Origin of the sequence: Bradyrhizobium sp. CCGUVB23 (assembly GCF_024199885.1) — a bacterium.
Taxonomy (GTDB): Bacteria; Pseudomonadota; Alphaproteobacteria; order Rhizobiales; family Xanthobacteraceae; genus Bradyrhizobium.
In genome coordinates this window covers 3,081,837-3,096,273 of the sequence record NZ_JANADQ010000001.1, presented here as the reverse complement: position 1 = coordinate 3,096,273, position 14,437 = coordinate 3,081,837, and the positions used below count along the sequence as shown (strand labels likewise).

Here is a 14,437-nt window from a genome sequence, read left to right as displayed (position 1 = left end):
GAGCCACCCTCTCCCACAAGGGGAGAGGGGAAGACAGCGCGTGACGGCTGAAACCCGAGCACGTTAGTGCGCCATCATCCGCGTCGGCAGCCAGGTCGCAAGCAGCGGGAAGCCGATCAGGATCACCAGACGCACCAGGTCGGTGGCCACGAACGGGATCACGCCCTTGAAGATGGTGGAGAAGGACACATCCTTCACCACGCTCTTGATGACGAAGACGTTCATGCCGACCGGCGGGTGGATCAGGCCGAGCTCGACCGTCATGACGATGATGACGCCGAACCAGATCGGATCGAAGCCGAGATGCGTGATCACGGGGAAGATGATCGGCACCGTGAGGATGATCATCGCCATGGCGTCCATCAGGCAGCCGAGCACGAGATACATCACCATGATCAGCGCCAGCACGCCGTAAGAGCCGAGGCCGAGGCCGGTGAGGAATTCCGTGACCTTCTGCGGGGTCTGCGTCACCGTGAGGAAATAGCCGAAGATCAGCGCGCCGATCAGCACGGTAAACACGGCGGCCGCGGTGCGCGTCGCTTGCAGGAGCGAGGCCAAAATCTTCTCGCGGTCGAGCCGCCCGGTGAGCACGCCGATGATGAAGGCGCCGGTGGCGCCGACGCCGCCGGCTTCGGTCGGCGTGAAGCGCGGCAGGAAGGGCAGGCCGTAGAGGCCGCCGATGACGAAGATGAACAGCAAGGCCGGCGCCCAGATGTCCTTCAGGCCCGCAAAGCGCTCGTTCCATGGCAGCTTCTTGCCCTTTGGCAAAAAATCCGGACGGAAGTATCCGATCAGGCCGATGGTGATCATGTACATGCTCATCGCGAGCAGGCCAGGGATGATGCCGGCGATGAAGAGCTTTCCGATGTCTTGTTCGGTGATGATGCCGTAGACCGCGAGCACGGTGGAGGGCGGCAGCATTGCACCTAGCGTGCCGCCGGCCGCGATCACGCCGGTGGCAAAGGATTGCGGATAGCCGAAGCGGCGCATCTCGGGGTAGGCGACGGCGGAGAAGGTCGCTGCTGTTGCGACGGAGGAGCCGCAGATCGCGGCAAAGCCGCCGCAGGCGCCGACGGTCGCGATGCCGAGGCCGCCGCGCAGATGGCCGACGAAGCCGTTGGCGGCGCGGAATAGCTCGCGGCTCATGCCGGAATTGCTGACGAAGGAGCCCATCAGCAAGAACATCGGGATGACGCCAAAAGTGTAGTCGGTGACCGTGCGCATCGACGTCTGGCCGACCAGTTTCAGCGCCGGCGTGGCGCCGACCAGATAGGAGAAGCCGGACACGCCGACGAGGCCCATGGCCATGCCGACCGGCACGCGCAGCAGCATCAGGAGAAACAAGGAAACGAAGCCGATTACGGCGACGGCATCGGTGCTCATGATTACTCCGTCGCCTTCAGCTTGGGATCGTGCATTTCTTCGGGGTGGAAGATCAGCCGGTAGGTGCGGATCGCGATCAGCAGCACCGCCGAGACGTCGCCGATCCAGGCGATCGCAAAGAACGGCCAGGTCGGCATGTGCATGTCGAAGGTCTGGACGTTGTCGTTGTAAGTGCCGCGTACCTTGTCGAACAGCGTCCAGGTCTGCACCGTGACGACGAACAGCAGCACCAGCGTTGCGAACACGTCGATCCAGCGCTGGTAGCGCGGGCTTGAATTGGCCCAGATCAGGTCGACCGTGATGTGCGTGCCGCGATAGGAGGTCGCGGCGATGCCCCAGAAGATCAGGATGCCGAGCAGCATGCGGCCGATGTCGAAGCTGTCGGGGATCGAATAGTTCAGCGTGTTGCGCAGCAGGACAGAAACGAAGATGTCGAGCGCGACGAGGCCGACGAAGCCGGCCGCGATCCATTCGATCGTGTCGATAAAGCGATCCATCCAGGCGCGCTTCATGGGGTGGTGATCCCTTTGCGTGACGTCATTTGCTTGTGTCCGGTCTCGCCGCGTACTTCACCTCGCCCTGCTTGCGGGGAGAGGTCGGAATGCGCGCGTAAGCGCGGATTCCGGGTGAGGGGGAGTCTCCGCGAGTCTGTCTGTCACCATATCTGCGGAAGCTGCCCCTCACCCCAACCCTCCCAGCGCGAGCGAAGCTCGTCGCGGCCCCGCAAGAACGGGGAGAGGGGGAAGAAGAGCTCTCCCGCGACGGCGTCGCGTCACTCCGCCAGCGCGTTGTATTTCTTCAGCGAGGCCTTCAGCTCGGCAAGCGCTGCGTCCGGATCAGTGCCGGTCTTCTTCACGCCCTCGCCCCAGGTCTTGACCAGCGGCTCGGCGGCCTTCTTCCAGGACGCGGTCTGCTCCGGGTTCAGCTTGTAGACCTCGTGGCCTTCCTCCGCCTTGATCTTGTCGATGCCGGCGTCCTCGAACTTGCCCCAGTGCTCGCCGACCACGCCGGCCATCTCGGTCGTGCAGTTCTTGTCGATCGCCGCCTTCTGCCTGTCGGACATCGCATTGTATTTGTCCTTGTTCATCACGAAGACGAACGTCGTGACATAGAGCGGCGCCTCCATGTCGTACTTCGTCACCTTGTCGATGCCGAACAGCAACAGCGAGCCCCACGGGAAGGTGACGCCGTCGGCGACGCCGCGCTCGATGATGTCGCGCACTTCGGGCGCGGAGGACTGCACGTTGGTGCCGCCGAGCGAGGTGACGAAATTCGCCATGGTGGCGTGGGCCGGGCGGATCTTCAGCCCCTTCACGTCCTCCGGCACCACAATCTTCTTGGTGCGGGAGTGGAACGAGGAGGGCGAGTGGACGAAGGCGAGACAGTATTTGACGTCCTTCATCTCCTTCTCGGCATATTTGCGATACCAGGCATCGAGCCCCATCGAGCCGCCCTTGGCGTCCGAGACCAGGAACGGCAATTCGCCGGCGCCGACGATCGGGAAGCGGCCGGGCTGGTAGCCCGGATTGACATAGGTGACATCGGCGATGCCGTCGCGGGCCATATCATAATGGTCGAACGCCTTGCCGAGCTGCTGCGCCGGGAACACCTTGCTCTTGATGGTGCCGCCGGAATCCTTCTCCACCGCGGCAGCCCAGTCTTCCAGCGATTTCTGAAGCGGATGCGAGGCCGGCACCCAGTGCGAGATCTTCAGATCGAAATTCTTGTCCTGCGCGAAGGCAGGCGTCACGCTTGCTGCCAGCAGCAACGCCAGACAGGCTTTCCTCATTGCTCGTCTCTCCCTGTTCTTGACCGCAGGCTTCTTCGGCCCGGTCTCGTTATTTAACATGTTATATAATTGGATCGCTGGTTCAAGCCGGAACTGGCAGCGCGGCTGCTTTCGTCTCGCGGAAAGCTGTCGCCCGGATATGTCGCGCTGCGGCGAATGGCACTCCCTTTTGCTCAAACGTTATATGTTATAATTATCGCGCGCGGACGACCGCGACAAGCAAGCTCGCGCCGCACCCTACAGGATCGGGAGGAGCAAGTATTGCGGACAAAAGTCGCAATCATCGGCGCTGGGCCGGCGGGACTACTGCTTGGCCAATTGCTGCACAGTTACGGCATCGACAATGTCATTCTCGAGCGGCAGAGCCCGGACTACGTGCTCGGGCGCATCCGCGCCGGCCTCCTCGAGGAGGGAACCGTTGCGCTGCTCGACGAAGTCGGCGCGGGAGCGCGCGCGCATGCCGAGGGCCTCTTGCATGAGGGCATCGAGCTTGCCTTTTCCGGCCGCCGTCACCGCATCGACATGAAGGCAGCGACCGGCAAGACGGTCATGATCTACGGCCAGACCGAGGTGACCCTCGATTTGATGAATGCGCGGAAGGCGGCGGGACTGACCTCGATCTACGAGTCCAAGGACGTGCAGCCGCATGATTTCGACGGCAGTCACCCGCGCGTAACCTACGTCAAGGACGGCGTCAGCCACGAGATTCTCTGCGACTTCATCGCCGGTTGCGATGGTTTCCACGGCGTCAGCCGCGCCAGTGTCAAGCCGTCGGCGATCGAGGAGTTCGAGCGGATCTATCCGTTCGGCTGGCTCGGCATTTTGTCGGATACGCCGCCGGTCAGTCATGAGCTGATCTATTCCAATCACGCTCGCGGTTTTGCGCTCTGCACCATGCGCTCGACGAAACGCAGCCGGCATTACGTTCAGTGCTCGCTCGACGATCACGTCGACCAGTGGCCGGATGATCGCTTCTGGGACGAGTTGAAGCGCCGGATCGATCAGGAGGCGGCCGACAGCCTCGTCACGGGACCCTCGATCGAGAAGAGCATCGCGCCCTTGCGCAGCTTCGTCGCCGAGCCGATGCGCTTTGGCCGGATGTTCCTGTGCGGCGATGCCGCCCACATCGTGCCGCCGACCGGCGCCAAGGGGTTGAACCTCGCGGCGTCAGATGCGCATTACCTCGCAACCGCGCTCCGCGAATATTACGACGAGAAGTCGAGCGCCGGGATCGATGCCTATTCCACCAAGGCGCTGGCGCGGGTCTGGAAGGCCGTGCGCTTCTCCTGGTGGATGACCTCGATGCTGCACAAGTTCCCCGACACCGGCACCATCGGCGCGCGCATCCAGCTCGCCGAGCTCGACTATGTCACGCAATCGCAGGCCGCGATGACGTCGTTGTCGGAGAATTATGTCGGGCTGCCGTTCTAACCACAGGTGTCATGCCCCGCGAAAGCGGGCATCCAGTACGCCGCGGCCTCTCCGTATCCCATCGCTGTCTCTGGAATACTGGATCGCCCGCTTTCGCGGGTGATGACAATCTTCGTGACGTGACAGCCGCGTGCGCATTTCAAACGCCCGCGCAAATGTCGTTTAAAACTTTGTAGGTGATGCATCCGTCACGTCCATCGCGTTCAATGGCGGCAATGAACGATGCGAGATGCATATGACCGCCACCGCCATTCCCGACGGCTTCGAGCCGCATTTCCGCAAAAGCCCACTCACCGATCCCTGGGAGCCGCTCTATTCAAAGCGCACCGACAAGGCCGTGATCGTTGGATTGCGGCTGGCAAAGCCGCACACCAACGCGCGCGGGCTCATTCACGGCGGTCTCATTGCCGCCCTTGCCGATGCCGCGATGGGCTATAGCTGCGCGCAGGCGACGGGCTGGAGGACCTCCTTCGTGACGATCTCGCTCGCCGTCGATTACGTCGGCGCGGCCGAGATCGGGCAGTGGTGTGCGGTCGAGAGCGAGGTGATCAAGACCGGCAGCACGATCTGCTTCGCGCAGTCGTTGATCAAGGCCGACGACGTCGTGATCGCGCGGGCCAACGGCGCGTTCCGCGTGGTGCCGAAGAAGGAGTGAACGGTCTTGTGTCCCGGACGCGGTGCGGCGCGAAGTGCCGCTCCGCAGAGCCGGGACCCATGCGTCCGCGAAGAGATGGGCCCCGGCTCTGCAGCGTATCAGTACCTGCTGCGCTGCGTCAGGGGCACGAGAGCTACCCGAACCGCCAGTTCGTCGTTTCCACCACGAGATCGATGAATGCGCGCACCTTGGCCGAAAGCAGCCGCGAGGTCGGATAGACGATGTGGATCGGCAGCGCCGGCAGCTCATACTTCGCCAGCACGATTTTCAGGCCGCCGCGCCTCAAGCCCTCGGCGGCCTGATAGGCCAGCACGCGCGTCACGCCGCCGCCGGCTTCGGCATATTGCAGGGCCGCGTCGGCGCTGTTGCTGATGAAGCGGGGAGACGGTGTCACCTCGATCTCGCGCCCGTCGCGCAGGAAGCGTCGGTCGGTCGCCGGGCCGAACTGGATGGTCTGATGCTCGAGCAGCGCCTCCGGCGTCTTTGGTTCGCCGTACCGCTTCAGATAGCCGGGCGAGGCCACGACGATGCGCCTCATCTCGCCGACCTGGCGCGCGACCAGAGACGAGTCGGCGAGATGGCCGATCCGCACCGCGGCATCGACGGCGTCTTCCACGAGGTTGACGAGATGATCCGACAGCCTGAGTTCGCAGGCGACTTCGGGATAGCGCTTGAGATAGGCGGTCATGACCGGCCCGACATGGAGCCGGCCGAACCCGACCGGCGCCGACACCACGAGACGTCCGCTCGGCCGGTTGCGCTCCTCCCGCGCGGAGCTGTCGGCCTCCTCGACATCGGCGAGGATCCGCCGCGCGCGCTCCAGATAGCGCGTGCCGACGTCGGTCAGCGTGACCTGCCGCGTGGTCCGCTGCAACAGCCGGGCGCCGAGATGTTCCTCCAGCGCCGCGATCAGCCGCGTCACCGCCGAGGGCGACAGCCGCAGTTTTCGTGCCGCCGGCGCAAAGCCGCGCAGCTCCGCGACGGTGACGAAGACGTGCATGGCCTCGAGCCTGTCCATGGCCATTATTGCATATATCGCAACGATGAAGTGTCAAGCTGGCTGATTGTTCTAAATCGAAAGGAGGCCATATTTTCGCGTGTGAGGGGCGCGAGAACGCGCCAGTGTCCTGGAGGTGCTCCGATGCCGTCCGCCCATACCTATGCCAGCGACGTCGCCTTCACGCCGGCAGTCAAATCGATTCAGACGCGAAAAGGCTCGCGCGAGGCCTATTCCCACGCCGAGCAGCGCGGTTGGCGCACCGAGGTCGACGAAAATCTCGCGGCATTCCTGGCCGATGCCAGCAGTTTCTATCTCGCTACGGCCTCAGCCGACGGCCAGCCCTATATCCAGCACCGCGGTGGTCCCAAGGGCTTTTTGAAGGTGCTGGACAAGCAGACGCTCGCCTTCGCCGACTACGCCGGCAACCGGCAGTACCTCACGCAAGGAAATCTCTCCGAAAATCCAAAAGCCTATATCTTCGTGATGGACTACGCCCATCGCCGCAGGGTGAAGATCTGGGGCGAAGCGCGCGTGGTGGAGGACGATCCTGCGCTGACGCAGTCGCTGATGCCAAAAGGCTACAAGGCCCGCCCCGAGCAGGTCATCGTGTTCAGGATCGAAGCCTGGGACACCAACTGCCCGCAGCACATCCCGCAGAAATTCGACGCGGCGGATGTCGCCGCAGCACTCGCGGCACGCGATGCAAGGATTGCGGAGCTGGAGGCGGAGGTGGCGGCGCTGAAGGGGCGGACGGTGGTTAGCTGAAGTGTCGCATTCAAACTAGCGCAGCGAAGACGCTGCCCCCTCTCCCCTTGTGGGAGAGGGTGGCTCGCCGCGTAGCGGCGAGACGGGTGAGGGGTCTCTCTCCACGAGTAAATCTCTCGCATGAATTCGCGGAGACAGCCCCTCATCCGGCGCTTCGCGCCACCTTCTCCCACAAGGGGAGAAGGGAAGTGGAGTTCGCGGCAAGACTACAGCGCACTCTCACCTTCGTGCTGGAAGCCGAGATAGCTCGCCGCGACGCGCTCGTTGGCCGCGATGTCGCTGGCCTTTCCGCTTAGCACGAACTCGCCGAGCTCCATCACGTAAGCCTTGTCAGCGATCTTCAGCGCGGCCTGTGCATTCTGCTCGACCAGCAACACCGAGACGCCGCTGGCGCGCAGCTCGATGACGATGCGGAAGATGTCGGCGACGATGATCGGGGCCAAGCCCAGGCTCGGCTCGTCGAGCATCAGCAGTTTCGGTTCTCCCATCAGCGCGCGGCCCATTGCGAGCATCTGCTGCTCGCCGCCGGACAACGTGCCGGCGAGCTGCTTGCGCCGCTCCTTCAGCCGCGGGAACAGCGCGTAGACGCGCTCGATCGAGTTCTTCGCCCTGCTCTTCTCGATGCGGAAGGCCCCGAGCTCCAGATTGTCCTCGACATTCATGGTCACGAACAACTCACGGTGCTCCGGCACGAGCCCTAGCCCCATCGCAACGCGGTCCTCGATGTCGAGCCGTGCGAGGTCCTGCCCGGCAAAGGCGACCCGGCCCTTCAGCGGCAGGATCCCCATGATGGCGGAGAGCAGCGTGGTCTTGCCGGCGCCGTTGGCGCCGACGATGGTGACGATCTCGTTCGCACCGACCTCGAGCGAGACGGAGCGGACCGCCTCTACCTTGCCGTACGACACATGCGCGTCGGTGACTGACAACAGCGCGCTCATGCCGCCACTCCGAGATAGGCCTTGATCACTTCGGGATTGGTCTTGATCGTGGCGGGCGTGCCTTCCGCGATCTTGGTACCGAAATCGAGCACCACGATCCGGTCGGCCAGATTCATCACGAAGCCCATGTCGTGCTCGACCAGCAGCACGCTCATGCCGCCGTCGCGCAAGTCGCGCAGCAGCTTGGCGAGCTGCTGCTTCTCCATGTGGCGCAGGCCGGCGGCCGGTTCGTCCAGCAGCAGCAGCATCGGATCGACGCACAACGCGCGTGCGATCTCGACGATGCGCTGTTGTCCGAGCGAGAGCGAGCCCGCGAGCTGATGCATCTGCTCGCCCAAGCCGACGCGCTCGATCTGGCGCGCGGCTTCCGCCAGCAGCCGCGCCTCGTCAGCGCGGTCGAGCCGCAGCATCGAGGCAATGGGGCCGGAATGGCCGCGCAGATGCGCGCCGATCGCGACGTTCTCCAGCACGGTCATGTCGGGCACCAGCTTCACGTGCTGGAAGGTGCGGGAAATGCCGAGCTTGACGATCTCCTGCGGCGGCGCCCTGTCGACCTTCTTGCCGAGCACCGAGATCGAGCCCGACGTCGCCGACAGCACGCCGGTGATCAGGTTGAACGTCGTGCTCTTGCCGGCACCGTTCGGACCGATCAGCGCGACGATCTCGCGGGCCTGGACGTCGAAGGAGACATTGTTCACCGCGATTACGCCGCCGAACTGCTTTCGCGCCTTTTCGACCTGGAGCAGCACGCTTGCCTCGCCTGGCGCGCGGACCCGCGCCGGCAGTGTCAGCGCAGTGTCCGGCTTCCTGCCGCCAGCCTTCTGCGGCAGCAACGACATCAGCCACGGCCAGACGCCGCCGGGTGCAAGCTGAAGCAGCGCCACTAGCATGATTCCGAACACGATGGTTTCGACCTGTCCGGAGCCCGGCAGGATGAGCGGCAGATAACTCTGCAGCACCTCCTTCAGGATCACGACGATCGCTGCGCCGAGAACGCCGCCCCAGACATAGCCGGCGCCGCCGACCACCGCGATGAAGAGATACTCGATGCCAGCCTGCGCGCCGAACGGCGTCGGATTCACTGCGCGCTGGAGATGCGCATAGAGCCAGCCGGAGAGACCTGCGAGCACGGCGGCATGGATGAACACCAGCAGCTTGGCACGCGGCGTCTGCACGCCAAAGGCTTCGGCTGCGACATGCCCACGCCTGAGCGCGCGGATGGCGCGGCCGGTGCGGGAGTCCAGCAGGTTCATGGTGAGCAGCGCCGAGACGATCACCGCAACCCAGATCGCGTAATAGATCGAGCCGGGTGAGAGCATCTTGAACGTGCCGATCGACAGCGGGGGGATCGCGGAGATGCCGTCGTTGCGTCCCAGAAACTCGAGCTTGCTGAAGAGGTAGAACAGTCCGAGCCCCCAGGCGAGCGTGCCGAGCGGCAGATAGTGGCCCGAAAGGCGGACCGTGATCAGTCCGAGCAGTACTGCGAACAGGCCACTGACGAGCAGCGAAAGCGGCAAGGTCAGCCAGGGCGACAGGCCATACGCCGTCGAGAGCACCGCAGTGGTGTAGGCGCCGAAGCCGACGAAGGCCGCCTGTCCGAACGAGGTCAGGCCGCCGACGCCGGTCAGCAGCACGAGGCCCATCGCAACCAGCGCGGCGAGGCCGATATTGTCCAGGAGCACGATCCAGAACGGCGGCATGCCGGGAATGAACGGGATCGCCGCCATGACAAGCGCGAAGACGAGAATGGGGAGCCGGCCGTTCATCGCGCTCAGTCCTTCTCTTCCTCGACCGCGGGGGCCGCGAGCGAGCGCAGCAGCAGCACCGGGATCAGGAGCATGAAGACGATGACCTCCTTGTAGTTGCTGGCGTAGAAGGACGAGAACGCCTCGACGATGCCGACAAAGAGCGCGGCGATCGCCGTCAAGGGATAGCTGACGAGGCCGCCGATGATCGCGGCGACGAAGCCCTTCAGGCCGATCAGGAAGCCGCTGTCGTAGTAGAGAGTTGTAATCGGGACGATCAGTATGCCCGACAGCGCACCGATCACGGACGCCAGCAGGAAGGCGATCTGCCCCGACAGCGAGGTGCGGATGCCGGCGAGCCGCGCCCCCAGCCGGTTGACGGCGGTCGCGCGCAGCGCCTTGCCGTAGCGCGTGAAGCCGAAGAACAGCCAGAGGCCGACGATGAAGGCGATGGTGATGCCGTAGACCGTGATGCTCTGGCCGGTGAAGCGCAACGCGCCGAGCGTGAAGGCCGTCGACAGCACCGCCGGTCCGCGCTGGCCTTCGGCGCCGAAGAACAGAAGGCCGAGGCCCTGCAGCGCAAGATGGACGCCGACGGAGGCGATCAGCAGCACGAGCACCGAGGTGTGCGCCAGTGGCTGGAAGACGATGCGATAGAGCGATACGCCGATCAGCGCGACGATGACGAGCGACAGCGCCATCGAGATCGCAACCGGCGGCTTCTGGCCGGCGAAGTAAAGGGTCGCCGCCAGCACGATTCCCGGCAGCACGATGTTGGTGAGGAAGGTGCGGAGGATCAACCGCCCGTGCAGCGCTTTGCGCGCCGCGAAAAGGTCGAACACAAAGGCGACGATGCCCATCGCGAGCGCAAGCTTGGCCGTGCCCGGCATCTGGCCGGAGGCGAGCGAGGCATAGGTCAGCGCGCCATACGTGACGAATTCGCCTTGTGGAATCAGGATGACGCGGGTGACGGCGAACACCAGCACCAGCGCCAGTCCGAGCAGCGCGTAGATCGCGCCGTTGGTGATGCCGTCCTGGAGAAGGAACAGCAGGATGGTGGTATTCAAGACCGGACGCTCCCCCTTAAGATCCGGACCGATCCCCCTTTCGCGGTGGATCGTCCCTCACAGCCATTGAAAATCGCTGACGATATTTGATATGATCAATAACAATTATCGAATATAACTTCAAGGGCCGGGGAACACCGGGCTTAAATCTAACGGGATTGCGAGCAACAGGCGATGACCGTTTCCAAGGCGGCGGAAAAATCGGCGGAAGCAACGGCAAAGGGCGCGGAGGCAGCCAGGGCGCGCAGGGACGCCAGCGATGAAGCCGGCGAGGCGCTTCAGCTTGGCGAGCTCTCCGAACAGCTCGGCTACGTGCTCAAGCGCGCCCAGCTCAAGGTATTCGAGAACTTCCTGCGCTGCATGGCTTCGCTCCAGCTCACGCCGGCGCAGTTTTCCGTGCTGTTGCTGGTCGAAAAGAATCCCGGCCGCAATCAAACCGAGATCGCCTCCACGCTCGGCATCCTGCGCCCGAATTTCGTGGCCATGCTGGATAATCTCGAGAGTCGCGACCTTTGCGCGCGGATCCGTTCCACCAACGATCGTCGCTCGCACATCCTGGTCCTGACCGACAAGGGCAAGGCCGTGCTTGGCCGCGCCAAAAAGCTCGTCGCCACCAAGCATGAGGCGCGGTTGAACGAGCTGTTGGGTGGGGCCAACCGCGAGTCCCTGATCGCGATGCTCTCCAAGATCGCCAACGAGTTTTGAGCGATCTCGTCACCCCGGAGCTCGGTTCTCGCCCCGCAACACCCTACGCTCCCTCCTCCCTTGCGGGGGAGGGCAGGGGAGGGGGGTAGCCCAGCAAAAGGTGCGTGAGATTCGCGAGCGGTCGATTCGCTAGAGCCGAGAGAGCGCGCCGTGCGGCACCCCCCTCCCTGGCCCTCCCCCGCAAGGGGGGAGGGAACGCACCTGTCGCGCGGCAAGAGACTCGATGCTCGCGGGCTTGGCGGTTTGCGTTTGATGCCAAGGCGATCGCTTGCTCGGCCCCGCTGCCGGAAGCGATTACGCCGCAGCGATCCGGTCGGGCAAGGCGGGCGCTTCCGGGGACAGGAAGCGGCGCTCGATTTCGGCTGCGGGCAGTGGGCGGCTGAACAGATAGCCCTGCATTTCCGTGCATCCTTCCGCCGCGATCCGGTCGAGCTGCTCGTGCGTTTCGACGCCTTCCGCCGTCGCCGTCATTCCCAACCCGCTTGCGAGCGCAGCAATCGCCCGCACGATGTTGAGTGATCCGGCATCGGTGGCGACGTCGCGCACGAAGGAGCGGTCGATCTTGATCTTGTCGAACGGAAAACATTGCAGATAGGTCAGCGACGAATAGCCGGTGCCGAAATCGTCCATCGCGATCCGGATCCCGAGCTCGCGCAGCCGGTGCAGCGTGGCGAGCGTCCCCTCCTTGTCCTGCAAGAGGACGCTCTCGGTGATCTCGATTTCGAGCCGGCTGGCGTCCAGCCCCGCGGCCGCGAGCGCGCCCACGATCACCTCGGCAAGACCGGCGTAACGGAATTGTACGGCCGATATGTTGACGGCGACGTGGAGGTGCTTTGGCCACCGGCTGGCGGTCATGCAGGCCTGCCGGATCACCCACTCGCCGATCGGCACGATCAGGCCGATCTCCTCGGCAAGCGGAATGAAGCTGCCCCGAGGGATCAGTCCGCGCTGCGGATGCTGCCAGCGGATCAACGCCTCGAAGCCGCTGATCGCGCCGCTGTGGCTCTTCACCAGCGGCTGATAGTGAAGCTCGAATTCGCCGCCAGCGAGCGCTTTGCGCAGATCGAGCTCCAATGCGCGGCGGCTTTGCACCTGCTCGTCCATCGCCGGCTCGAAAAAGCGGTACATGCCCCGACCGTCGCTCTTGGCCCGGTAGAGCGCAAGGTCGGCGTTGCGCAGCAATTGCTCGGGTGTTGCTCCATCGGTCGGCGCAATGGCGATTCCGATGCTTGCCCCCGCGATCGTCTGCTGAGCGTCGATCTCGAACGGCGCGCTCATCTGCCCGATAATGCGCTGTGCAAGCGTGCTTGCTTCGCTTGCCTCGCTGATCGGGCTTTGCAGGACGACGAATTCGTCGCCGCCCATCCGGGCGATCGTGTCGCCGGGACGAACGAGGCGGCGCAGACGCTCGCTCACGCCCTTGAGCAGGGCATCGCCGGCATGATGCCCCAGCGTGTCGTTCACCGACTTGAACTTGTCGAGGTCGATGTGATGCACGGCAAAGGTCTGGTTCGATGCGAACGCCTGCTCGAGCCGCTGGTTGAGCAGGGCGCGATTGGCAAGATCCGTCAGCGCGTCGTGATGCGCCATATGCGCGATTCTGAGCTCGGTCCGCCGCTGCTCGGTGATGTCTTCGTGGGTCGCCACCCAGCCGAGGTCCGGCATCGGGCGATGGCGGATCTTGAAGGTACGCCCGTTTCGCATCTCGACGATGCTGTCGACGGGCTCGGCCGAAACCACGACGCCGGTGCGCCATTTCATGTACTCGGCCCGCGACATCGCGGGCACGCTGCCGGCCTCAAAGCGCATGTCGACGATGTCCGACAGGGGCGTGCCGGGACGGACACGCTCAGGCGGCAGCCCGTACATGTCGATGAAGTCCTTGTTGCACACGATCAGCCGGTGATTGGCATCGAAGAAGCACAGCCCGTGCGACATGTTGTTGATCGCGATGTCGAACTGCATGTTGCGCTGTTGCAGCCGTGCGCTGAGCTCCTCGCGCTCGGTGATGTCCTCGTGGGTGGCCATGCCGCCGCCGTCCGGCAGAGGGTGAACGGTATAGGCGATGATCCGCCCGTCCGCGAAGTCCTGCACGGCCCGTTCGCTGACGATCGTGCGCTCTGTGCGGGCACGAACATAGTCATCGGCCTCACCGCGGACCTTCAATCCGAGCTTGAGCCGGTGCTGGATCAGATTGCTGACCGGTGTGCCCGGCCGCACTTCGTCCGGCGCAAGCCCGTACATGTCCATGTAGCGCTGGTTGCAGTAGATGACTTCGCGGCTCCGGTTGAACAGGATGATGCCAAGCCAAAGATTGTTGACGGCCTGCTCGAGCAACCCGCCCAAGGCGAGCGAGCCGAGCGGCTCCGGCGGGCCGTTGTCGGCGACCTGCCTGTCGCGATCCTCCATGTATGTTCGCCCCCTTCAAGCGCGGAAAGCATTAGAGCAGAGGCCGGTGAACGGTCTCCACGATCTGCCTCCCGCGCAGGCAGGTTCCTGAAGTTGCAGCGAATTTCACGTTAAGGGATGCAATGAGATTGCAGCGGGCAGGCAACCGCCTCCTGATGTGCAACGCGGTATAATTGATGCTTGATACATCATTTTAGATGTCATATGCTTGCTTTATCAATCACGGCGCTTGCCATGGGAGGTGCTGTCAGTGATTACCGCCGCGCAGCTTCGGGCCGCTCGCGCCCTGCTCGGGATCGACCAGCGCGAGCTGGCGCAGCGCTGCTCGCTGTCGCTGCCGACGATCCAGCGCATGGAGGCCTCCGAGGGCGTCATTCGCGGCAATGTCGATTCCCTGATGAAGCTGGTCGAGGCGCTCGCGGCCGCGGGCATCGAGCTGATCGGCGAGGGCGCGCCCTCGACCGGAAGTGGCCGCGGCGTACGGCTGAAATCCCAGCCCAGCGCGGGCGAGGACAACAAATGACGACGCGCGCACAACTCGCAATCCGGG

The 14,437-nt window shown here is 64.1% G+C and carries 13 protein-coding genes; 5 read left to right on the top strand and 8 right to left on the bottom strand.

What is annotated here, in order from left to right; translation table 11 throughout:
* Nucleotides 1-63: 63 nt before the first annotated feature.
* From NLN62_RS14120 to NLN62_RS14110, 3 genes are all read right to left on the bottom strand, one after another.
* On the bottom strand, nt 64-1,383 hold the full coding sequence (locus tag NLN62_RS14120) for a TRAP transporter large permease (protein ID WP_254109178.1): 1,320 nt from the start codon (nt 1,381-1,383) through the stop codon (nt 64-66).
* 2 nt (nt 1,384-1,385) lie between these two features.
* A complete protein-coding gene (locus NLN62_RS14115) occupies nt 1,386-1,895 on the bottom strand; it encodes a TRAP transporter small permease (RefSeq protein ID WP_027521323.1) in 510 nt (169 codons plus the stop codon).
* Between the two features lie 260 nt (nt 1,896-2,155).
* Nucleotides 2,156-3,172: a TRAP transporter substrate-binding protein gene (locus NLN62_RS14110; protein ID WP_254109177.1), complete on the bottom strand. Its 1,017-nt coding sequence runs from the start codon at nt 3,170-3,172 to the stop codon at nt 2,156-2,158.
* Between the two features lie 261 nt (nt 3,173-3,433).
* Between NLN62_RS14110 and pobA the strand changes: the two genes are divergently transcribed.
* Together pobA and NLN62_RS14100 are read left to right on the top strand one after the other, a co-directional pair.
* Entirely contained in the window at nt 3,434-4,603 is a 1,170-nt protein-coding gene (gene pobA, locus NLN62_RS14105) for a 4-hydroxybenzoate 3-monooxygenase (protein ID WP_027521321.1), read from the top strand.
* 235 nt (nt 4,604-4,838) lie between these two features.
* Nucleotides 4,839-5,258: a PaaI family thioesterase gene (locus tag NLN62_RS14100; RefSeq protein WP_254109176.1), complete on the top strand. Its 420-nt coding sequence runs from the start codon at nt 4,839-4,841 to the stop codon at nt 5,256-5,258.
* 133 nt (nt 5,259-5,391) lie between these two features.
* Here NLN62_RS14100 and NLN62_RS14095 read toward each other — a convergent pair whose 3' ends face one another.
* On the bottom strand, nt 5,392-6,276 hold the full coding sequence (locus NLN62_RS14095; RefSeq protein ID WP_254109175.1) for a LysR family transcriptional regulator: 885 nt from the start codon (nt 6,274-6,276) through the stop codon (nt 5,392-5,394).
* 123 nt (nt 6,277-6,399) lie between these two features.
* Between NLN62_RS14095 and NLN62_RS14090 the strand changes: the two genes are divergently transcribed.
* A complete protein-coding gene (locus NLN62_RS14090) occupies nt 6,400-7,023 on the top strand; it encodes a pyridoxamine 5'-phosphate oxidase family protein (RefSeq protein WP_027521318.1) in 624 nt (207 codons plus the stop codon).
* 206 nt (nt 7,024-7,229) lie between these two features.
* Here NLN62_RS14090 and NLN62_RS14085 read toward each other — a convergent pair whose 3' ends face one another.
* Genes NLN62_RS14085 through NLN62_RS14075 form a run of 3 tightly spaced genes read right to left on the bottom strand, consistent with a single transcriptional unit; the run spans nt 7,230 to nt 10,773 of the window.
* On the bottom strand, nt 7,230-7,961 hold the full coding sequence (locus NLN62_RS14085) for an ABC transporter ATP-binding protein (protein WP_254109174.1): 732 nt from the start codon (nt 7,959-7,961) through the stop codon (nt 7,230-7,232).
* Nucleotides 7,958-9,727, bottom strand: a complete 1,770-nt coding sequence (locus tag NLN62_RS14080) for an ATP-binding cassette domain-containing protein (protein ID WP_254109173.1) — start codon at nt 9,725-9,727, stop codon at nt 7,958-7,960. The genes NLN62_RS14085 and NLN62_RS14080 overlap by 4 nt, the downstream gene beginning before the upstream one ends.
* 5 nt (nt 9,728-9,732) lie before the next feature.
* Nucleotides 9,733-10,773 carry a branched-chain amino acid ABC transporter permease gene (locus NLN62_RS14075; RefSeq protein ID WP_254109172.1) on the bottom strand — a complete coding sequence of 347 codons (1,041 nt, stop codon included), beginning with the start codon at nt 10,771-10,773 and terminating at the stop codon, nt 9,733-9,735.
* 174 nt (nt 10,774-10,947) lie between these two features.
* Between NLN62_RS14075 and NLN62_RS14070 the strand changes: the two genes are divergently transcribed.
* Nucleotides 10,948-11,478, top strand: a complete 531-nt coding sequence (locus NLN62_RS14070; protein ID WP_254109171.1) for a MarR family winged helix-turn-helix transcriptional regulator — start codon at nt 10,948-10,950, stop codon at nt 11,476-11,478.
* A 294-nt stretch (nt 11,479-11,772) separates the two neighbouring features.
* Here NLN62_RS14070 and NLN62_RS14065 read toward each other — a convergent pair whose 3' ends face one another.
* Entirely contained in the window at nt 11,773-13,887 is a 2,115-nt protein-coding gene (locus tag NLN62_RS14065) for a bifunctional diguanylate cyclase/phosphodiesterase (protein ID WP_254109170.1), read from the bottom strand.
* A gap of 250 nt (nt 13,888-14,137) precedes the next feature.
* Between NLN62_RS14065 and NLN62_RS14060 the strand changes: the two genes are divergently transcribed.
* The gene (locus NLN62_RS14060) at nt 14,138-14,410 is read left to right on the top strand and encodes a helix-turn-helix domain-containing protein (RefSeq protein WP_027521313.1); all 273 of its coding nucleotides are present in this window, start codon (nt 14,138-14,140) and stop codon (nt 14,408-14,410) included.
* The last annotated feature ends 27 nt before the right edge of the window (nt 14,411-14,437 follow it).

Coding starts and splice junctions, on each gene's coding strand:
- NLN62_RS14110 (WP_254109177.1), bottom strand. CDS start 3,172: ATGAGGAAAGCCTGTCTGGCGTTGCTGCTGGCAGCAAGCGTGACGCCT.
- NLN62_RS14120 (WP_254109178.1), bottom strand. CDS start 1,383: ATGAGCACCGATGCCGTCGCCGTAATCGGCTTCGTTTCCTTGTTTCTC.
- NLN62_RS14095 (WP_254109175.1), bottom strand. CDS start 6,276: ATGGACAGGCTCGAGGCCATGCACGTCTTCGTCACCGTCGCGGAGCTG.
- NLN62_RS14085 (WP_254109174.1), bottom strand. CDS start 7,961: ATGAGCGCGCTGTTGTCAGTCACCGACGCGCATGTGTCGTACGGCAAG.
- NLN62_RS14090 (WP_027521318.1), top strand. CDS start 6,400: ATGCCGTCCGCCCATACCTATGCCAGCGACGTCGCCTTCACGCCGGCA.
- NLN62_RS14080 (WP_254109173.1), bottom strand. CDS start 9,727: ATGAACGGCCGGCTCCCCATTCTCGTCTTCGCGCTTGTCATGGCGGCG.
- NLN62_RS14065 (WP_254109170.1), bottom strand. CDS start 13,887: ATGGAGGATCGCGACAGGCAGGTCGCCGACAACGGCCCGCCGGAGCCG.
- NLN62_RS14100 (WP_254109176.1), top strand. CDS start 4,839: ATGACCGCCACCGCCATTCCCGACGGCTTCGAGCCGCATTTCCGCAAA.
- NLN62_RS14070 (WP_254109171.1), top strand. CDS start 10,948: ATGACCGTTTCCAAGGCGGCGGAAAAATCGGCGGAAGCAACGGCAAAG.
- NLN62_RS14115 (WP_027521323.1), bottom strand. CDS start 1,895: ATGAAGCGCGCCTGGATGGATCGCTTTATCGACACGATCGAATGGATC.